General features: G+C 73.3%; 18 protein-coding genes. 10 read left to right on the top strand and 8 right to left on the bottom strand.

What is annotated here, in order from left to right; translation table 11 throughout:
- Positions 1-8: 8 nt before the first annotated feature.
- From IF06_RS0119305 to IF06_RS0119290, 4 genes are read right to left on the bottom strand one after another with little or no spacing between them, the layout of a single operon-like run.
- Positions 9-1,214: a hypothetical protein gene (locus tag IF06_RS0119305; RefSeq protein ID WP_030272652.1), complete on the bottom strand. Its 1,206-nt coding sequence runs from the start codon at positions 1,212-1,214 to the stop codon at positions 9-11.
- Positions 1,214-2,698 carry an O-antigen ligase family protein gene (locus IF06_RS0119300; protein WP_013289272.1) on the bottom strand — a complete coding sequence of 495 codons (1,485 nt, stop codon included), beginning with the start codon at positions 2,696-2,698 and terminating at the stop codon, positions 1,214-1,216. The genes IF06_RS0119305 and IF06_RS0119300 overlap by 1 nt, the downstream gene beginning before the upstream one ends.
- Positions 2,695-3,702, bottom strand: coding sequence for a DUF3048 domain-containing protein (locus tag IF06_RS0119295; RefSeq protein WP_030272650.1), 1,008 nt, complete (start codon positions 3,700-3,702; stop codon positions 2,695-2,697). Before IF06_RS0119295 ends, IF06_RS0119300 begins: the two co-directional genes overlap by 4 nt.
- The gene (locus IF06_RS0119290) at positions 3,699-5,552 is read right to left on the bottom strand and encodes a Wzz/FepE/Etk N-terminal domain-containing protein (RefSeq protein ID WP_030272649.1); all 1,854 of its coding nucleotides are present in this window, start codon (positions 5,550-5,552) and stop codon (positions 3,699-3,701) included. Before IF06_RS0119290 ends, IF06_RS0119295 begins: the two co-directional genes overlap by 4 nt.
- Before the next feature lie 500 nt (positions 5,553-6,052).
- Between IF06_RS0119290 and IF06_RS0119285 the strand changes: the two genes are divergently transcribed.
- The 4 genes from IF06_RS0119285 to IF06_RS0119270 are packed head-to-tail and all read left to right on the top strand — an operon-like array spanning position 6,053 to position 9,019.
- Positions 6,053-6,529, top strand: a complete 477-nt coding sequence (locus tag IF06_RS0119285) for a polysaccharide biosynthesis protein (protein WP_013289269.1) — start codon at positions 6,053-6,055, stop codon at positions 6,527-6,529.
- Entirely contained in the window at positions 6,529-7,110 is a 582-nt protein-coding gene (locus IF06_RS0119280; RefSeq protein ID WP_013289268.1) for a glycosyltransferase, read from the top strand. Before IF06_RS0119285 ends, IF06_RS0119280 begins: the two co-directional genes overlap by 1 nt.
- A complete protein-coding gene (locus IF06_RS0119275) occupies positions 7,107-8,108 on the top strand; it encodes a sulfotransferase family protein (RefSeq protein WP_013477470.1) in 1,002 nt (333 codons plus the stop codon). The genes IF06_RS0119280 and IF06_RS0119275 overlap by 4 nt, the downstream gene beginning before the upstream one ends.
- Positions 8,105-9,019: a glycosyltransferase family 2 protein gene (locus IF06_RS0119270; RefSeq protein ID WP_013289266.1), complete on the top strand. Its 915-nt coding sequence runs from the start codon at positions 8,105-8,107 to the stop codon at positions 9,017-9,019. The genes IF06_RS0119275 and IF06_RS0119270 overlap by 4 nt, the downstream gene beginning before the upstream one ends.
- 58 nt (positions 9,020-9,077) lie before the next feature.
- On the opposite strand, the gene IF06_RS0119265 is transcribed toward IF06_RS0119270, so the two are convergent.
- Both IF06_RS0119265 and IF06_RS0119260 read right to left on the bottom strand, forming a co-directional pair.
- A complete protein-coding gene (locus IF06_RS0119265) occupies positions 9,078-10,733 on the bottom strand; it encodes a hypothetical protein (RefSeq protein WP_030272647.1) in 1,656 nt (551 codons plus the stop codon).
- 101 nt (positions 10,734-10,834) lie between these two features.
- Positions 10,835-11,713 (bottom strand): 3'(2'),5'-bisphosphate nucleotidase CysQ, encoded by an 879-nt coding sequence (locus IF06_RS0119260; protein ID WP_013289264.1) that lies wholly within the window; start codon positions 11,711-11,713, stop codon positions 10,835-10,837.
- A 198-nt stretch (positions 11,714-11,911) separates the two neighbouring features.
- On the opposite strand from IF06_RS0119260, the gene IF06_RS0119255 reads away from it, so the two are divergent.
- Together IF06_RS0119255 and corA are read left to right on the top strand one after the other, a co-directional pair.
- Positions 11,912-13,006 (top strand): PLP-dependent aminotransferase family protein, encoded by a 1,095-nt coding sequence (locus tag IF06_RS0119255; RefSeq protein WP_013289263.1) that lies wholly within the window; start codon positions 11,912-11,914, stop codon positions 13,004-13,006.
- 344 nt (positions 13,007-13,350) lie between these two features.
- The gene (corA, locus tag IF06_RS0119250) at positions 13,351-14,499 is read left to right on the top strand and encodes a magnesium/cobalt transporter CorA (RefSeq protein ID WP_013289262.1); all 1,149 of its coding nucleotides are present in this window, start codon (positions 13,351-13,353) and stop codon (positions 14,497-14,499) included.
- Between the two features lie 72 nt (positions 14,500-14,571).
- Here corA and IF06_RS0119245 read toward each other — a convergent pair whose 3' ends face one another.
- Entirely contained in the window at positions 14,572-15,411 is an 840-nt protein-coding gene (locus IF06_RS0119245; RefSeq protein WP_030272645.1) for a hypothetical protein, read from the bottom strand.
- An 84-nt stretch (positions 15,412-15,495) separates the two neighbouring features.
- Between IF06_RS0119245 and IF06_RS0119240 the strand changes: the two genes are divergently transcribed.
- The gene (locus tag IF06_RS0119240) at positions 15,496-16,026 is read left to right on the top strand and encodes a peptidylprolyl isomerase (protein ID WP_013289260.1); all 531 of its coding nucleotides are present in this window, start codon (positions 15,496-15,498) and stop codon (positions 16,024-16,026) included.
- Positions 16,027-16,051: 25 nt separating this feature from the next.
- Positions 16,052-16,993 (top strand): rhomboid family intramembrane serine protease, encoded by a 942-nt coding sequence (locus IF06_RS0119235; RefSeq protein ID WP_052166193.1) that lies wholly within the window; start codon positions 16,052-16,054, stop codon positions 16,991-16,993.
- 3 nt (positions 16,994-16,996) lie between these two features.
- On the opposite strand, the gene IF06_RS0119230 is transcribed toward IF06_RS0119235, so the two are convergent.
- Complete coding sequence (locus tag IF06_RS0119230) at positions 16,997-17,428, bottom strand: PH domain-containing protein (protein ID WP_030272641.1); 432 nt, start codon at positions 17,426-17,428, stop codon at positions 16,997-16,999.
- Between the two features lie 99 nt (positions 17,429-17,527).
- On the opposite strand from IF06_RS0119230, the gene IF06_RS0119225 reads away from it, so the two are divergent.
- Positions 17,528-18,700, top strand: coding sequence for a thiolase family protein (locus IF06_RS0119225; protein WP_013289257.1), 1,173 nt, complete (start codon positions 17,528-17,530; stop codon positions 18,698-18,700).
- A 108-nt stretch (positions 18,701-18,808) separates the two neighbouring features.
- Positions 18,809-19,321 carry a hypothetical protein gene (locus IF06_RS0119220; protein ID WP_013289256.1) on the top strand — a complete coding sequence of 171 codons (513 nt, stop codon included), beginning with the start codon at positions 18,809-18,811 and terminating at the stop codon, positions 19,319-19,321.
- The last annotated feature ends 29 nt before the right edge of the window (positions 19,322-19,350 follow it).

The raw sequence follows: 19,350 nt of genomic DNA, 5'->3' as shown, positions 1-19,350 counted from the left end.
CCTCACTCTCACCCGGCCCGGCGGGCCAGGTGTTCCTCGACGGCGGGCAGCAGCCAGGTGTCGACGTGCCCCAGTCGCGCACCCGCCTCCGCCTGCCGGTCCCGCAGGTAGCGCGCCGCGAGCTCCACCAGGTAGAGCACGGCGACCAGATCGGCGCCCCCGCCGGTCTGGTCGAACGGCGCCAGGGTGGCCCCGGCGCCGGCGATCAGCGCTCGGGCCGCCTCGACCGGTTCCACCCCGTCGTGGCTCATCGCGCCCTGCACCGCCAGGTGCAGCGCGTCGTACCCGGCCGGCACGTCCGCCTCGAACCGCTCCCAGTCCCAGACCAGCACCCGGCCGTCGGCCAGCACGGCGCTGTTGCCGCCGTTCCAGTCACCGTGCCAGGCGCCGAAGGCCACCACCGGGTCGGCGTCCGCGACGGACTTCAGCGCCGCGCGCAGCCGCCCGGCCTCCGGCCGGGGTCCGAGCGCGTCCACCGCCTCGGTGAGCCGGGCCGCGTGTCCGCTGGCCGCCCACGACTGCCGGCGTACGCCGAGACAGCCGGCGACCGCCACCATCGCGTCGCGTTCGGCCGCCTCCGCGGCGGCCGGGGTGGCCCGGGGCAGCCGTACCGGCAGCGCCTCCTGCACGAGCAGCGCGTGGCCGTGCCAGTCGCCGTGGTGGCGTACCCCGGCCAGCACCACCGGGCCGAGCGGCACCTCGGCGAGGCGGCGCAGCGCGTCCGCCTCGGCGTGCACCAGCGCGCGGGTCAGCGGGTCGACGCCGAGCTTGGCGTACCCGAGGGCCCGGCCGTCCGGGGCGAGCAGTTGCAGCACCGGCTTGCGGTTCGCGCGGGCCGGCCCGATGTGCAGGCTCACCAGCGCCGGCTCGCCGAGCACCTCGGTCAGGTACGCGTCCAGCCCGCCGCCGTCGACCACCAGCCGGTCGCGGAACACCAGCGGGCCCAGCCCGAGCCGGAACGCCGTGGACAGACCCTGCCGGACCAGCTTGGCCTTGCGGCCGACCGCCTCGGTGGAGTGCCGGACCGCGCTCGCCGCCGCCCGGCCCGAGCCGGTCGGCACGAGCAGCCGGGGGCGGGACGCCGAGGGCACCACCACCCAGCCGGCGCCGCCGCGGCGCAGGCTGGGCTCGGCCGGCGCGGGCCAGATCAGCCCGGCCAGTTCACCGAGGTACGCGGCACGGCCGTCGCCGTCCGGGGGTACGCGGAACACCATCAGCTGTCACCGGTCTTTTCCAGTCGGGCCCGTAGCCCGGCGATCGTGCCCTGGGGTGGCGCCGGCGCGAGCGACCGGCGTATCCGGTCGTTGCGGGCCAGCAGGGCGACAGTGATCAGGGCGTAGGCGAGTGTCGCTTCCATCGCACCGTAGGTGAACTGGAAGAAGAGCATGAGGATGAGGATGAGCGTGCCGGCGATGCCGATCGCGCTGTGGTCGCGGCGGTAGCGCCAGATGCAGTAGATGAAGAAGGCGTTGTAGCAGATCGCGCCGACCCAGCCCTGCCCGACGAGCAGCGCCCAGACCTGGCCGTTGCTGCCCAGTTCCCGGTTGCCGCACTGCTTGCAGTCCTCGGACTTGCCGATGGCGATGGACCGGTTGCTGCCGATCAGCGCCCGGTTGCCGCCGTACCCGAGGATCGGCGAGTGGTTGGCCGCGGCGACCGCGCCCTGGGACAGCGTGGTCCGGATGTCGTCGCTGTGGCCGTTCTGGAGGCGTTCGTCGAAGGTGCGGCCGAGCGGTGTGGCGACGATCAGCACCCCGATCAGCCCGACCGCCAGGGCGAGCCCGCCGAGCACCACCATCCGGCCGCGCAGCGCGAGCCGCAGCGCGACGTACGCGGCGGCGATGCCGAGACCGATCCAGAGGCCCCGGTTCAGCGAGTAGACGATCGGGAAGATCGCGGCCAGGGCGATCGCCACGCCCGCGGTACGGCGCATCGGCTTGCCCAGCACGACCCAGCCGACGATCAGCCAGACCAGCAGGATGGCCGTGTTCTGGCCCCACGAGTTCGTGTAGGTGAACGGCGCGGACGGGCGGGGCGAGCTGGCCTCCCCCTCGATCACCTGCTGCACCTGGGCGAACTTGATCTCCATGAGCGAGGTGACGTACGGGTGACCGGCGATCGACTGGGGCAGGACGAATCGCAGCGGCGCGACGAACGTGAGGTTCGGGAAGAGCGAGCCGATCCAGCCGCCGAGCACCACGACCACGCCCATGAACCCGAACAGGCGGACCATCCGGCGCTGGGACAGCTCCCGCTCCCGCAGGTTGTAGACGTAGAGCATGGTCACGGTCATGGCGACGTAGTTGGCGAGCCGGATGCCCCAGCCGATGTACTTGCCGCTGCCGCCGGGGGGCAGCGTGTTCGGCGCGGTGAGGTCGAGGGTGAGCACGGACAGGAACACCCAGAGCAGCAGGACCATCCAGATCCCGAAGCCGGGCGGCACCCGGATCGGGCCCCGCTTGCGCATCTGCACCACCATCGGCACCGCGAAGATGACGAAGACGAAGCTCGACACGCCGAGCACCCACCACAGCGGGTACAGCAGGAAGACCGAGATCAGCGGCCACGCCGTCGGCAGCCGCCACGACCAGCTCTCCGGCCGTACCGTCACCGGCCGCAGGCGGTTCCCGTCCGGCGGCGACACCGCTCCGACCGGAACCGTCCCGCGCGCGGTGCGGGGCGGGGTGGCGGTGCTCATTTCACGGTGACCTTGGCGGTGGTCGGCGCGTAGATCACCCACGCGTTGCCGGGCTGGGGGTGCAGGAGATCGCCGCCGGTGTCGGCGAGCGTGCAGACCATGCCCAGGCCGGGCTTGCGCCACCGGCCCTTCGCGCTGTTCGGCCCGGACACCGCCAGCACCGCGCCCTCACCGAAGACGTTCGCCGAGGGCAGCGAGCGCGGGGACGGGTTGCGGACGTCCAGCGTGCGGTACTCCATCGTCAGCACGATGACGGAGGCGGCGGTCACGGCGACCTTGCCGACCTTGCCGACCCAGACGGACTTGGCCTGGTCGTACCGCCAGACCATCGGCGGGCCGCCGGAGACGGTGACGGTGAGTTCGGTGGCCGGCGCGAGGTCGCGGGCGGCGAGCGCGTCGCCCGCGCCGGCGTGGTCGATCGGCGGGGTGGGCGGCTGGCCGCCCTTCGGGGCGGCCTTGAGCAGCGCGGCGGTCGACGTGTAGTCGCCGGAGAAGACCTTGCTGTCGTCGTCGGGCGTCACGCCGTCGAGGTCGGAGTTCTCGAACTGGGTGAGGAAGCCGGTGGGGCCGCCGTCGTAGCCGACGAACGGGCGCAGCACCGCGAGCGACCGGATGTCGACCGGCCGGATCTCGGTGACCGGGCCGATCTTGGTGGCGTCCTTGGAGTGGAACACGGCGGTCAGGTGCAGCGTGTCGGACTCGGCGAACTCGGCGTAGACCAGGTCGGCGGCGTCCAGGCCGGCCGGGGTGGTCGCGGGGCTCACCCGCAGCGGCACAGCGACCGCCTGGCGGGTGGCGGCGGCCGGGGTGCTCACCGGCGCGCCGGTCAGCGGGCCGGTGGGCAGGGTCGGCGAGGCACTGGCCGATGACGGCGAGGCGGTGACGTCGCCCGGGTCCACCACCTGGACCTTGCCCGGCTTGGGCTCGGGCTCGCTGCACCCGGTCCCGACGCCGAGGACGACGGCGGGGGCGATGGCGGCGCGGAGCATCTGCCGGCGGTTCACCCCAGGTCCTCGCCGGAGTCGAGCGCGTAGCTGCGGCCGTCGCCGTCACCCCGGGAGCGGTACGTGCCGCCGGTGCCGTTGAGCGGCACCGGCTTACCCGGCATGCCCTGGTTGCCTGGGTTGCCGGGGTTCGGCGGTGGGGTGGCCTTGCCCGGTGCCGGCTTCGCCGGGGCGGGGCGGGACGACTGCATGCGCGGCAGCACCATCGTCGACTCGGCGGACGGGCCGGGGCTCGGCCGGGGCTTGGGCCGGTTGGCCGGTGCCACCGGGGTGCTCGGCGTGCCCGACGTGCCCGACGTGCTGCTCGCACCGCCCGAGGACGCCGGCCGGGCGGCGCCGGCCACCGGGGCGGGCAGGCGCGGGGCCAGCACGGCACCGATCACCGGCGCGTTCACCTGCTCGAACTGCTGCAGGGCGGCGGTGATCTCACCGCTGCGGGTCTTGCCCGCCTCGGCCACCATGATCACGGCGTCGACGTACCGGCCCAGGGCCTGGGCCTCCACGGCGAACGTGGGCTGCGCGGTCTCGATGATCACGTGGTCGAAGCGCGCGGACAGCTCGTGCATGATCTCCAGCAGACCGGCGACCGGCAGCTCGACCTCCGCGTCCAGGTCGCCCGGCACCAGCACCCGGAGCTGGCCCAGCCCCGGCACCGGCGCGAGCGCCTTGAGCGGGGGTACGTCGCGGCGCAGTACCGAGGCCAGGTTGTGCCGGCCCTCGGCCACGCCGGTGATGGCGCCCACCGTCGAGTCGGGCTTGGTGGTGATCAGCGCGACCTGCTGGCCGGTACGGGCGTACGCGGCGGCGAGGTTGGCGGCGACGAATCCGGCGGCGGTGCCGGCCGAGGCGTCGCAGATCAGCAACTGGCGACCGCGCCCGCCCTGCGCCGGTTCGGGCACGGCGGACAGCAGCACGTTGCGCAGCCGGCCCAGCTCGCGGGAGACCCGGTGGGTGGCCGGCAGGACGGCCAGCGACGGCGCGCGCACCGGCAGTTCCAGCAGCAGCGGCAGGCCGACCCGGTCGGAGATGTCACGACCACGCCGGATCCGGGTGTCGAGCCGGTCCAGCACGAGCGCCAGCACGATGCCGAGCAGCAGGCCCGCGCCCATGCCGCTGGCGAGGTTGAGCGTGCGGTTCGGTGAGCTGGGCGAGTCGGGGAGACGGGCGTCGGAGATGATCTCGCCGGGGTCGGAGCCGGCCGAGACCAGCGGGCTGAGCCGGTTGTTCAGACCGGTGATCTGGCTGGTGAGAAGGCTCCGTTCGGCCTCGGCCCGCTCCCGCTCGGGCGAGTTCGACGGCGACGCCGCGATCCGCCCGGCGACGGCACTGAGCTGCTTCTGCAGCTCGGCGATCTGCTGCTTGAGCGCGGTCGTCTCGTTCTCCAGCGCCTTCTGCGCGGTGGCCTTGCGCAGGTCCAGATACGCCTGGGCGAACGCGTGCGAGCCCGACTGGGCGCCCTCGGGGCTGTTCCCCTCGTACGCCACCTGGAGGATCTGGCTGTTCGGCGGCACCTTGACGGTCACCGACTTGACCAGCTGGTCGGCACCGGTGTCGACCTTCATCAGCGCCTTGGCCCGCTCGGCCACCACCAGCGAGCGGACCACCTGGGCCTCGGTGTCGAGGTTGACCTTGGCGTTGGGGTTGCTCTCCGCGCCCGAGCCGAGCGGGCGCACCAGCAGCGAGGTGGTCGAGGTGTAGCGCGCCTCCTGGATCTGGTTCAGCGCCAGCCCACCACCGAGACCGAGGGCCGCGGCGAGCAGCAGGATCCACCAGCGGCGGCGCAGCCAGCCCAGGTAGGCCATCAGGGCAAGACCGTCGGCGTCGCTCTCGGCCAAATGGGGTGAGGGCATCAGAGTCTGTCGCTCCCTTTCGACCGAGCCGGGCAGTCCACGGCACAGCTGGACCTGACCGTGGCCTTGAGTGTCCCCGATCCGAACGACGAGGGAAAGTCTGCTCACGTTCCGGTAAGCCTGCCCGGGTGTGGGCAGCCCGCGTAGAAATGGCCGATCGGCGCTGACCATTCGGCGGGTTTCCCGGTGTCGGGCCCGACCTGTCCCCGGATAAGCCGGCGTCGCCGACGGCTCTCGTGCGGAGCGGTGACGGAATCCTGACACATCTCACTTTCTTCCGGTGGCCCGCCCCGGCGGCGCGGGGCGAACCGGGCTGACCTGGACGGTGGCCGGCCGGTGGGCATCCCGGTGACGGGAATCGAGAGGTGAGCCGACCGGCGAGCCAGGATCCGTCCAATGGCCCCTTCAGTTGCCCATGGGCGCGCCAGTAGGTTGTCAGGACGCGTCCGAGGGGCATTCACAAAAATCCGGACGCGTCATCCGCGTACGGGAGGACTTTTGTGGTGAGCGGGTCAACCGAGGACTCGGGGCAGGTCCTGCTGGTGGGTTCCAGTGGCGGGCACCTGGCCCAGCTCCTGGCCCTGGAACCGTGGTACCGGGATCGGCGCCGCGCATGGGTAACCTTCGACACCCCGGACGCGCGCTCGCTGCTCGCCGGTGAGGACGTGGTCTGGGCGCACCACCCCACCACACGCAACGTCAAGAACCTGGTACGCAACGCGTTCCTCGCGCTGAAGGTGATCCGCCGGCGCCAGGTCGACGCCGTGGTCACCACCGGCGCCGGGGTCGCCCTGCCGTTCGTGGTGGCGGCCCGGATGCGCAAGATCCCGACGGTCTACATCGAGGTGTACGACCGGATCGACAGCGCGACGCTCACCGCCCGGCTCTGCCGCCCCTTCCTCTCCGCGATGCTCGTGCAGTGGGACGAGCAGCGCCGGATGTACCCGGAGGCCACCGTCGTGGGGAATCTGCTCTGATGGCGCACATTCCGCAGCAGCGGGACCGGCGTTCCGCGGCACCGTACGTGCTGGTCGTGGTCGGCACCGACGTGCACCGCTTCGACCGGCTGGTCGGCTGGCTGGAGCGCTGGCACGCGGCGCGGCCCGAGGTCCGGCTGGTCCTCCAGTACGGCCACAGCCGCACCCCGGCCCTGCCCGAGGCCACCCCGTTCCTCGGCCACGAGGAACTCCAGCGGGCGATGGCCGAGGCGACGCTCGTGGTCAGCCACGGCGGCCCGGCCACCATCACCGAGGCGCGCCGCAACGGCCACCTGCCGATCGTGGTGCCCCGCGACCCGTCGCACGACGAGCACGTCGACAACCACCAGCAGCTGTTCTCCCGTCGTCTCGGCGCGGCCGGCATGGTGCGGCTGTGCGAGTCCGAGGCCGAGCTGCTCGCCGCGCTCGACGAGGGCCTGGCCGACCCGAACCGGTTCGTGCTGGCCGCCGACCCGAACCGCCCGGACCCGCGCGCCGAGGCGGTCGCCCGGGTCGGCGCGGTGATCGACGAGCTGGTGGCCCGGCGGGTACGACAACGAGCCGTCGGGCGTCGCGGATGAGCGCCCCGGATCCGGCGACGCCGCGGGTCCTCTTCGTCGGCGGCCTCGGCCGCAGCGGCTCCACGCTGCTGGAGCTGCTGCTGGCGCAGAGCGCCGACGTGTGTGCCGTCGGCGAGGTGGTGCACCTGTGGGAGCGGGCGCTCGGCGCCGACGAGCGGTGCGGCTGCGGTGAGCGGTTCACCGCCTGCCCGTTCTGGCGGCAGGTCGGCGACCAGGCGTTCGGCGGCTGGGCCGCTGTCGACCGGGACGACGTGCTGGCGCTCAAGGACCGCGTCGACCGGACCCGGCACATCCCCCGGCTCGCCAAGGAGGCGCTCCCGCCGGAGCAGCTGGCCGACGTGCGCCGCTACGCCGACCTGTACACCCGGATCTACCGGGCCGCGCTGTCGGTGACCGGCGCCCGGGTGGTGGTGGACTCCAGCAAGCACGCCTCGCTCGCCTTCGCCCTGCGCTGGGCCGAAGGGCTGGACCTGCGGGTACTGCACCTGGTCCGGGACAGCCGGGCGGTGGCGTACTCGTGGGGCAAGCAGGTGCGCCGCCCCGAGGTCGTCGACGGCGAGGACTTCATGCCGACCTTCTCGCCGTTCGAGGTGAGCAAGCTGTGGACCGCGCAGAACGCCGCGTTCCACCTGCTCGCCTCCCGGGCGAAGGTGCTGCGGCTGCGCTACGAGGACTTCACCGCCGACCCGGCCGGCACCGTACGCCGGGTGCGGGACTTCGCCGGCCTGCCGGACGACCCGGCGGCGCTGCGCATCCTGTCCGGAGCCGACGAGACCGGCGCGGCGCCCGAGCCGGCCGCGCCGTTCCGTGCGCACAGCGTCGCCGGCAACCCGCTGCGGTTCAGCGGCGGGCCGTTGACGGTGCGCCGGGACGAGGCGTGGCGGGACCGCCTGCCGCGCCGCAGCCGTGCCGTGGTCAGCCTGGCCACGCTTCCCCTGCGGGTCCGCTACGGCTATCTGGGCCAGCGGGGATCCGACGAGTCCGTGGAGAGAGCATGAGTGGGCCGAGCATCTCGGTCGTCGTACCGACGCGGGACCGTCCGGAGCTGCTGCGTGCGGCGCTCGACGCCATCCTCAGCCAGGCCCACCCGGGCCTGATCGAGGCGATCGTCGTCTACGATCAGTCCGAGCCGGACCGGTCGCTGGAGACCGACCGGGGTGACCGCCGGATCCGGGTGATCACGAATACCCGTACCGCAGGGCTGGCCGGCGCGCGCAACACCGGCATCGAGGCCGCCACCGGCGACTGGGTGGCGTTCTGCGACGACGACGACGAGTGGCTGCCCGGCAAGCTGGCCGCCCAGTTCGGGGCGCTCGACGCGCACCCGGACGGCGCGCTGGTGAGCTGCGGCATCCGGGTCAGCTACGACGACCGTACGGTGGACCGTTCGCTGGACCGGGCCCGGATCTCGCTGGAGGCGCTGCTGCGCGACCGGCTCACCGAGCTGCACCCGTCCACGTTCCTGATCCGCCGCGCCGCGCTGCTCGACGCGATCGGCCTGGTGGACGAGCAGATCCCGGGCAGCTACGCGGAGGACTACGAGTTCCTGCTCCGCGCCGCCCGCTACGCCCCGCTGGTGAACGTGGAGAGCCCGTACGTGCTGGTCCGCTGGCACAAGCGGTCCTACTTCGCGCAGCGCTGGGAGACCATCTCGACCGCGTTGCAGTGGCTGCTGCGCCGCTACCCGGAGTTCGCCACGGTGCCGCACGGCGAGGCGCGGGTGGCCGGTCAGATCGCCTTCGCGCAGGCCGCGATGGGCAACCGGCGCGACGCGGTCCGCTGGGCCCGGCGCACGCTGGCCCGCAACCCGAAGGAGCCGCGCGCCTACCTGGCGCTGGCGGTGGCGAGCCGGGCCGTGCAGGCCGACCGGGTGCTGCGCACGCTGCACAAGCGCGGCCGGGGCATCTGAGCCGTACGCGAGACGGGCGGGCGACCTCGGTCGCCCGCCCGTTCCCGTTCCGCTGTGATCAGGCCGTGCAGAAGGACTTCCACGCCTGGATGCTCGGCTGGTCGAGCAGCCGGAAGTCGCCCTGGCTGACGGTCTGGTTGTAGTACGCCACGAACTCCGGCCGCTGACCGTTGAGGAAGCTGGTCATCGACCGGATCCAGGCCGCCCGGCCGGTGCCCCCGTCACCGGGAACCAGGTCGCTGCCGGTCTCCGCGACGCCCCACGGCTTGCCCAGCGCCTTCGACTTGCTGATCATGGGGCCGTAGATCTCCTGCGGCGAGGCGTACCGCTTCCACTTCTTGCCCCAGTTGTAGCAGTCCCAGCCGAGCGCCTCGATCACGTCGCCACCCGGGTAGAACGCGTCGAAGCTGCGCCCGGACTTCGAGTCGAGCGTCCAGCACATCAGGATCAGCGTGTTGATCAGCTTCGGGTTGCCCGTCCGGTCGGCCAGGCCGGCGATCCGTTTCCACGCCGTCCGGTACGCCGTCGTGCTGAACGCGCCGCGCTCGACGTCGTCCTCCGGCTCGTGGAAGTACGACCAATAGACGTTGTGCTCGCGCGGGATCGAGGAGAACCAGGAGGTCAGGCGGGAGTCGAACTTGCCGGTGTTCACCTCCTGCGGCGACGCCTTGAAGGACACCACGACGGTCCGGTCCACCACGTCGGCCCGGCTGCCGGACCACGCCGGCGGCAGGCCGGGGAAGAAGATCCGGGCCATCCGCAGCTTGCCGAAGGTCTGGTCGGACCGGGCCAGCGCCTGGCCGAACGTCTCCCCGCCCTGCACACCGATCGAGGCGCCGGGCAGCGTCAGTCGCGTACCGCTGAAGGCCGGCCCGGCGTCCGCGGAGGCCGACGGACGCGCCGAGGGCTTGCCGCCGAGACCCTGGTCGGCGCTCGGCGACGCACCCGGGGTGCCGGGCGTGCCGGGGCCCATCGAGGTGGCCGGCCCGACCGAGCCTGGCGTCCCGCCGGCCTGCCGTTCCGCCGCGTCGGGTCGCAGCGTGGCCACCGCGACCCCGCTGCCGGCCACGGCCAGGACCAGTGCCGCCGCGAGGGCGACCCGCCAGCGACGACGGGAGCCGCCGGACGACGGCACGGGGGCCGGGGCGAGCGGCGGCGCGGGCGGCCGGCCCGGCCCGCCGGTGGCCGGTCCGTGCGGAACGTCCACCGGGGGCGGTCCGGTCAGGGTGGCGGTCGCCGTGGTGCCCGCACCCCAGCCCGCCTCGCCCGCCGGGCCGCCCGGCCCGAAGTCGCCCGCCGGTCCCCGGCCGGGCTCGTCGTGCGGCGCCCAGCCGGTGTGGCCGTCCGCCGGACCGGCCTGAGTGGCCCAGGCGTCGTCGTGCGGCTCACCCTGCGGCCAGGCGGCGTCGCCGTGGCCCGCCGGCCCGTGCTGCGGCCAGGGGCCGTCCTGCTGCGGCGCCCAGCCGTTCGTCGTGCCGGGAGCAGCGTCCCAGCCGGCCGGGTCGTGCCCGGGCCCGTCGTGGTGACCGGCGTCGGGCCGGTCACGCTCGGGCCAGGGCAGGTCACCGCCCGGCCGGGCCGGTGGTGGCGGCGGCGCGCTCTCGGCCTCCGGCCAGGGCAGCGAAGGGCCGCCCACCTGACGCGGAATGTCCTGACCCGGCCACAGGCCGGTCGGCTGCCCGAAGGCATTGTGCGGCTCTCGGTCGGCCGGCATGACCCTCCCTGGCTGTCGGCGGCCCGTGGTCGGGGCTCAGATCGCCACGCATACCTGCCCGACGATAACCCTCATCCACCTGGCCGTACGTACCGTGACACTCAGCCGAACGCCTCACCCTGGTCACCGGTGACGGTCGAAGCGGGCATCTCGACCCCGGTCCGGGCGATCGCGTCGAGCAACTGGTCGGCCAGTTCGGGCCGGCAGACCAGCAGATCGGGCAGCCGCGGGTCGGCCCGGTTGTAGCGCAGCGGCGAACCGTCGATCCGGGACGCGTGCATGCCCGCACCGAGCGCCACGGCGACCGGGGCGGCACTGTCCCACTCGTACTGACCGCCCGCGTGGACGTACGCGTCGACCTCGCCGGTCACCACCGCGCAGACCTTCACACCGGCCGAGCCCATCGGCACGGCGGTGGCGCCGAGCATCTCGACCAGCTCGCCCACGAACGCCGGCGGGCGGCTGCGGCTCACCGCGATCCGGATCGGCCCGTCGGACGCCTTCGGCTGCGGGCAGGTGGTGCCGAGCACGAGCGGCGTACCGTCCACCGTGGTCCGGGCCGGCATGCCCACCGCGCCGGCGACCAGGGCGCCGTCCGGGGCGGCGGAGCGCTGCCAGAGCGCCACGTGCACCGCCCAGTCGTCCCGCCCCTCCTCGGAGAACTCACGCGTGCCGTCCAGCGGGTCGATGATCCAGACCCGGTCCGCCTCGTGCCGGGGCGCGCGCTCGCCGTCCGCCCACGCGCGGCGCGAGTCGGCCTCCTCCTCGGAGAGCACCGCGTCGGCCGGCCGCAGCCGGGCCAGCGCCGCCGTCATCAGCTCGTGCGACGCCCGGTCGCCGGCGTCCTTGAGCGCCTTCGGGTCGGCGAAGCCCTGCCGGTCCCGCAGCGCGGTGAGCGCCCTGCCGGCCTCGGTCGCCAGCCACTGCGCGAACCGCTGGTCGTCGAGCCGTCCCGCCTCGTCCTCGGTCACGAGCCCCATCCCTTGTTCTCCCGGGTCTGCCGCGACCCGTCATCCTTCGGCGTCCGGTCGGACCGGCGCCAGCGTCCGTCGGATCGTAGACAGTCGCGAGGCGGTCTCGGATCCCCCGGAGGCACCGGTGGTCCGGCCGGCCGCCCGCATGTTGAACTTCGCGTGTATCGCGGTCGGACCCGCCGGGCCAGGCCCTAGGCTCTGCGCATGACCGCCGAGCAGCTGATCTCGTTCGCCCGTGGCGCGCCTTCGCTGGACATCGTCGATGTCGAGGGGCTCAAGGCCGCCGCCGTCCGCGCCTTCGACGCCGACCCCGCCGGGGTCACCGCGTACGGCACCTCCGTCGGCTACCCGCCCTTGCGGAAGTGGATCGCCGAGAAGCACGGTGTCGAGGCCGACCAGGTGCTGATCACCAACGGCTCGCTGCAGGCCGACGCGTTCCTCTTCGACCACCTGGTCCGCCGGGGCGACGCGGTGGTGGTCGAGCGTCCGACGTACGACCGCACGCTGCTCAACCTCAAGCAGATGGGCGGCGAGGTGCACGGCGTGACGATCCAGCCGGACGGCCTGGACACCGCCGAGCTGCGCAAGCTGCTGGAGTCCGGGGTGCGGCCGCGGCTGGCGCACGTGATCCCCAACTACCAGAACCCGGCCGGCGTGACCCTCTCCCTGGAGAAGCGCCGTGAGCTGCTGGACCTTGCCGCCGAGTACGACTTCACGATCTTCGAGGACGACCCGTACGCGGACATCCGGTTCCGGGGCGAGCCGCTGCCCTCGATGCTGTCGATGGACACCCGGGGCGTGGTGGTGCACGCCTCCAGCTTCACCAAGACGGTCTGCCCGGGCGTACGGGTCGGCTACCTGGTCGGCCCGGCCGAGCTGATCGCGGCGATCGCCAAGCGGGCCACCAACCTCTACATCTCGCCCGGCATGGTGGCCCAGGCGATCGTGCACCAGTTCTGCGTCTCCGGCGCGATCGAGGAGTCGATCCGGACGGTCCGTTCGGCGCTCGGTGAGCGGTCGGCGGTGCTGGCCGAGTCGCTGCGCCGGCACATCCCGGAGGCCCGGTTCGTGGAGCCGGACGGCGGCTACTTCCTCTGGGTGGAGCTGCCCGAGGACGTCGAGGTCGACCGCCTCGCCCCGGCTGCCGCCGAGCGCGGCGTGGCGGTGGTGAAGGGCAGCGACTTCATGGTCGACGGCGGCCGGCACGCGCTGCGCCTGGCGTACTCGGCGGTCACAGCGGACCGGATCGACGAGGGTGTGCGGCGTCTCGCCGAGGCCATGGCCGCCGTTCGCGGCTGATTTTCTGTCGGGTTTCTGACAAAAAGGCCCCGCTGGCCGGTTCGGCACTCCCGCCGGACCGGCCGGCACCCCCACAATGCTGCGAGTGCCGCTCACCTTCTGCCGGTGACCAGCCCGCACGCCGGACGACCGGCCGGGCCGGCGGCACGCCCAGCATCACTCCCGCCCCCAAGGGGTGCCGGGTGGGCCGTGTCGCCCCTCACCCCCCTGACGCGGCCCGGCCCGCCCGGCGCCGCCGCGTGACGCCCGTCGCAACCGCCCGTCCCCCGCACCCGCGCCCGCGCTGCGCTTCCCGCCGGTCGGCGTAACCTGCAAGCCGCAGCTCTAGGGGAAGGGGGCGAGAGATGACGGACCGGGTGGCACGCGACCGAACCGCCGGCACCGACGGCAGCCGGGCACTGCGCCCCCGCGCCTGGTCGGCCCCGGTCCGCGCGATGTCCCGCATCCTCAACGCCGACGGCTCCCCGCGTACGGCCCAGCCGGCCGGCCCGGAGCGCAGCGGCATCGTCGACTGCGGGCTGTACGTCGACGGCGAGCGCCGCCCCGGCCACCCCCGGTACGCCGAGGCCCTGGCCGCCGCCCGGCAGGAGCGGGACGGCTTCGTCTGGCTCGGTCTGCACGAGCCGGACCTGGCCGAGATGACCGAGATCGCCGCCACCTTCGGCCTGCACGAGCTGGCGGTGGAGGACGCGGTCAAGGCCCAGCAGCGCCCGAAGCTGGAACACTTCGGCGAGATCGTCTTCCTGGTGCTGCGCACCGCCCGCTACTGCGAGCACGCCGAGCTGACCGAGAACTCCGAGGTGGTGGAGACCGGTCAGGTGATGCTCTTCATCGGGCCGCACTTCGTGATCAGCGTGCGGCACGGCGACGCCTGCCGGCTGGCGCCGGTGCGCGCCGACCTGGAGGCGAAGCGGGACCTGCTGCGGCACGGCCCGTGGGCGGTCGCGTACGCGATCACCGACCGCGTGGTGGACCTCTACCTGGAGGTGGCCGACCGGCTGGAGGACGACCTCGACGTGCTGGAGGCGGACGTCTTCGACCGGCAGAGCAGCGGCCGGATCCAGCGGATCTACCAGATGAAGCGGGAGCTGGTCGAGTTCAAGCGGGCGGTGGCGCCGTTGCAGCGCCCGCTGATGACGCTCACCTCGCAGGTCAACCGCGCGGTGCCGCAGGAGGTGCGGCGCTACTTCCGCGACGTGCAGGACCACCTCAGCCGCACGGTCGAGCAGGTGAACTCCTACGACGACCTGCTCAACTCGATCCTCCAGGCCCGGCTGGCCCAGGTCACCGTCGACCAGAACAACGACATGCGCAAGATCGCCGCCTGGGCCGCGATCGGTGCGGTGTGGACGGCGATCGCCGGCATCTACGGCATGAACTTCGACAACATGCCCGAGCTGAAATGGACGTACGGCTATCCGGGCGTCTGGGCGCTGATGCTCGCGGCGTCCTTCACGCTGTACCGCCTGTTCCGCCGCAACGGCTGGCTGTAGCCGCCCCGTACACGCGGAAGCGCCGGCCACGCGGGGTGTCCCGCGTGCCGGCGCTGATCCGACGGTACGAGGTCAGCGGCGACCGCCGGCCTTCGCGGCGTTCTTGCCGGCCTGCACGGCCTTGGTGATGTCGTCGGCCGGGCGGCCGGAGGCGTCCCGGGCGCCCTCGGCGACGGAGGGGACCTGGTCGTTCGGGTGGATCACCGGCTGGCTGCCGGAGGTGGCGGTCGACGCGCTGCTGCCGTTGGCCACCGCCGAGGAACCGGCGCCGGTCGGGCCGGCCTGCGTCACCTTCGCGCTCGCGTCCGGGGTCTCCACCACGATCGTGTCCACGTCCTCCCGCATCGGCTCCAGCTTGTCGTGACCGGTCGTGCCGAGCGTGCCCGTCGCGCCGAGCGTGCCGGTCGGGTCGTACTCGGCCCACTCCTGCTGCTCGCGGCGACGGCGCATGGCCATCGCACCGGCCAGGCCGGCGACGGTGCCGGCCACCAGCAGGCCCGCGGTCATGCCCCGCGACCTGCGCTGCTTCTTCTTTCCGGCCTTCATGTTCTTCGCCTTCTTCGTCATCGCGGACTGCTTCGCGGCCATCACCTTGCGGCCACTCGACGCCTTGCCGGCGGCCTCGACCCGGGCGTTGCGCACGGCCAGCAGCACCGGCGCGAGCGCCGCGGCGGTCGACGCGAACCCGCTGGACGCGCGGTCCCGGACCAGGACCGCGGTGGGCGCGACGGCGACCCGGGCTGCCTGGACCCGCGGGCCGACAGTGGCGCCGGCCCCCTTCGCCGCGTGCGTGGCGGCCTGCCTCAGGTGACCGATGCCCTGGTTCAGCTCGACCCTCGCGAGCTGGCCCTGGGTCTTTCGCCGCCCGATTCCAAACACGGTCCCACCTCCTGGGAGTTGTTCCTTCGTCATCCTCCACCTTCGAATGCCTCCGCATGGCCAGATCGGGCACATGGGAGGATCCGCAAGGAACTGAACTACGAGTGAGGAGTACCCGTGGCCGAGGCTGTCTACGCCACCTTGCACACCAACGCCGGCCCGATCCGGCTGGAGCTCTTCCCGAACCACGCACCGAAGACCGTCCGCAACTTCGTGGAGCTGGCCGAGGGCACCCGGGAGTACATCGACCCGCGTACCGGTCAGCCGGGCAGCGGGCCGTACTACGACGGCACCGTCTCGCACCGCGTGATCAGCGGTTTCATGATTCAGATGGGCGACCCGACCGGCACCGGCCGCGGTGGCCCGGGCTACAAGTTCGCCGACGAGTTCCACCCCGAGCTGCGCTTCGACCGGCCGTACCTGCTGGCGATGGCGAACGCCGGGCCTGGCACCAACGGCTCGCAGTTCTTCATCACGGTGTCGCCCACGCCACACCTGAACAACCGGCACACCATCTTCGGCCAGGTGGCCGACGAGCAGTCCGCGAAGGTGGTCGACTCGATCGCCAACACCCCGACCGGCCCGAGCGACCGGCCGATCCAGGACGTGGTGATCGAGCGCGTCGAGATCGAGCACAAGCAGTCCTGAGCGGCACGCGGGTACCTTTGCTCGCATGACTGAGCGCTCCGGCCAGCCAGGCGACGCCACCGGGGGTCCGGTGCCGACCACTCCGGTCTGCTACCGGCACCCCGGCCGGGAGACTTACATCCGGTGCACCCGGTGCGACCGGCCGATCTGCACCGAGTGCATGCGGGACGCCTCCGTCGGCCACCAGTGCCCGGAGTGCGTCGCCGAGGGCCGCCGCAGCGTGCGGCCGGCGCGTACCGCCTTCGGTGGCGGTGCCGCCGGCCGCCAGGGCAACGTCACGAAGGCGCTGATCGCGCTGAACGTGGTGATGATGCTGCTGTCCATCCTCTCGGCCCGCAGCGGGACCGCCGTGGCCGGCGGTGGCCTGGGCGGCCTGATGGGCAACGGGACGCCGCTCACCGAGTGGGGGGCGGTGCTGGGCCTGGCGCGCTTTTCCGACGGGCACGTCGGCGGGGTGGCCGACGGCGAGTGGTACCGCCTGGTCACCGCCATGTTCCTGCACTACGGCGTGCTGCACCTGCTGCTGAACATGTGGGCGCTCTGGGTGCTCGGCCGGACGCTGGAGGCGGTGCTCGGGCCGCTGCGCTTCCTGGCGCTCTACCTGCTCGCCGGGCTCGGCGGCAACGTCGCCGCGTACGTCTTCACCGAGCCGAACCGGTTCACGGCCGGCGCCTCGACCGCCGTGTTCGGCCTGTTCGCCGCCGTCTTCGTGATCATGCGGCGGCTCGGCCGGGACACCTCGGCGATCGTGCCGATCCTGGTGATCAACCTGATCTTCACGTTCACCGTGCCGAGCATCTCGGTGGCCGGGCACCTCGGCGGTCTGGTGGCCGGCGCGCTGGTGGCGCTGGTCCTGGCGTACGCCCCACGGTCGCGGCGCACCCTGTTCCAGGTCGCGGGCTGCGCGATCGTGCTGGTCGCGCTGATCGGCCTGACGCTCGTCCGGTCCGCCGCGCTGCTCGGCTGAGCCTCAGCGCGCGGGGCGGGCCTCGTCCAGTGCCGCGGCCACCTCGTCCAGCGGGGCGTCCAGGTCGCGGCGGCCGAACAGGTGCAGCGACTCCCCGGCGTCGATCTCCAGCGTCTCGGCGGTGATCCCGCGCCGGCTGCGCCGGTCCAGGCGGATCGCCTCCACGGCGTCCCACGGCAGCCGGCGCCGCCCGGCGAACCCCCGCAGCACGGTGAGCCCGTCCGGGTCGACGGCGAGGCGGACCGGCGCGACCACGTCGCGCAGCGCCCAGGCGAGCAGACCGGCGGCGGCCAGTCCGGCGAGCGCCGGACGGACCGGGTCACCGCCGGCGAACACCAGCCCCAGGGCGACGAGCGCGAGCGCGCCCACCGCCTTGAGCACCGGCACCTCGCGCGGCACCCGCCACTGCCGGACCGGCGGCGACTGTGGATCCATCCGCCCAGCATGCCAGCCGCACCTGCCGGACGCCGGGGGAGGACGACCGGTCGGATCAGCACGTAGGATCGGGGCAAGCGAGGTTACCGGGGAGTAGACATGAGTGACGCGGTCATCGTCGGCGCGGTACGGACCCCGGTCGGGCGGCGCAAGGGCAGCCTCGCCGGAGTGCACCCGGTCGACCTCTCGGCGCACGTGCTGCGCGCGCTCGCCGAGCGCACCGGCATCGACCCGGGCCAGGTCGACGACGTCGTGTGGGGCTGTGTGTCGCAGGTCGGCGAGCAGTCCTGGAACGTGGCCCGCAACGCCGTGCTCGCCGCCGGCTGGCCGGAGTCGGTACCGGGCACCACGCTCGACCGCCAGTGCGGCTCCAGCCAGCAGGCGCTGCACTTCGCCGCCGCGACGGTCCTCTCCGGCCAGGCCGACCTGGTCGTGGCCGGTGGCGTCGAGTCGATGACCCGGGTGCCGATGGGTTCCAGCGTCGCCGGCGGCATGCCGTTCAGCGCGGCGATCCTGGAGCGCTACCGCGGCGTCGAGGGCGTCGCGGAGGACTCCCCGCTGCCGTTCAACCAGGGCGTCGGGGCCGAGCTGATCGCGCAGCGGTGGCGCTTCTCGCGTACCCAGCTCGACGAGTTCGCGCTGGCTAGCCACGAGAAGGCCGCCGCCGCGCAGGACGCGGGCGCGTTCGAGGCCGAGCTGGCGCCGGTGGCGCTCGCCGACGGCGGCAAGTTCTCCGCCGACGAGGGCATCCGCCGCGACACCTCGCTGGCCAAGCTCGGCGAGCTGGCCACCCCGTTCCGCGCGGACGGCGTGGTCACCGCCGGGTCCGCGTCGCAGATCTCCGACGGCGCCGCCGCGCTCGCGGTCACCACCGCCGAGTGGGCCAGCCGGCACGGCCTGCGCCCGCTGGCCCGGGTGCACACCGCGGTGGTCGCCGCCGACGACCCGGTCACCATGCTCACCGCGCCGATCCCGGCCACCGCGAAGGCGCTGCGCCGCGCGGGGCTGGGCATCGAGGAGATCGGGGTGTACGAGGTGAACGAGGCGTTCGCCCCGGTGCCGCTGGCGTGGCTGGCCGAGACCGAGGCGGACCCGGAGCGGCTCAACCCGCGGGGCGGGGCGATCGCGCTCGGTCACCCGCTCGGCGGCTCCGGCGCGCGGATCATGACCACGATGCTCCAGCACATGCGGGACAACGGCATCCGCTACGGCCTCCAGACCATGTGCGAGGGCGGCGGCATGGCCAACGCCACGATCGTCGAGCTGCTCTGATCCGACCGGCCGCCGGTGTCGCACCGCTGGTGCGACTTGCACGTGTGGAAGTTCCAGAAATCGGGCGTGACCCATATCACCCCTGGTCATCGGCTCGTTGGACCGGGCATGGACGTGTTCTCGCGAACGTTCCTTCCGGCCGCCGCCGAGACCGGCCTGGCGACCCAGACCGTCACCCGGCACATGCCGGTGTTCCGCCGATGCGTCGGCTCCGGCGACGCGACCATCCTGGTCACCCGGTGCAGCCGCCCGGACGACCCGGTGGGCGGCGACTACCTGATGCTCCTCACCCACCGGCGGCTGGTGGTCACCCGGCAGACCCGGGTGCTGCACCGGCTGCGCCTGCACCTCAACACCGAACTGCGCGAGCTGAGCAACGTGACGTGGAGCCCCGACGCCCGCGCGCACAGCGTGGAGCTGGCGGCCACCGCGATCGACGGGGTACGCGAGCGTTTCGTCCTGCGTACCCACCACCCGAAGCAGGTGTGGCAGCTCGACGCGTTGCTCAACCACGCCTTCCGGACCCGCCTGCGTACGCCCGCCGAGCGGGTGGTGGCGACCATCGGCGAGTCGCCGGCGGGCGCCCGGCCGACGGTGCTGCGGCCCGCCCCGGCCCGCTGACGTCCTCCTTACCTGATCCGAACATTCCC

Source organism: Micromonospora globosa, from assembly GCF_000717585.1.
Lineage (GTDB): Bacteria > Actinomycetota > Actinomycetes > Mycobacteriales > Micromonosporaceae > Micromonospora > Micromonospora aurantiaca.
The sequence above is the reverse complement of the archived record's forward strand: the minus strand, read 5'-3'. Positions and strand labels throughout refer to the sequence as shown.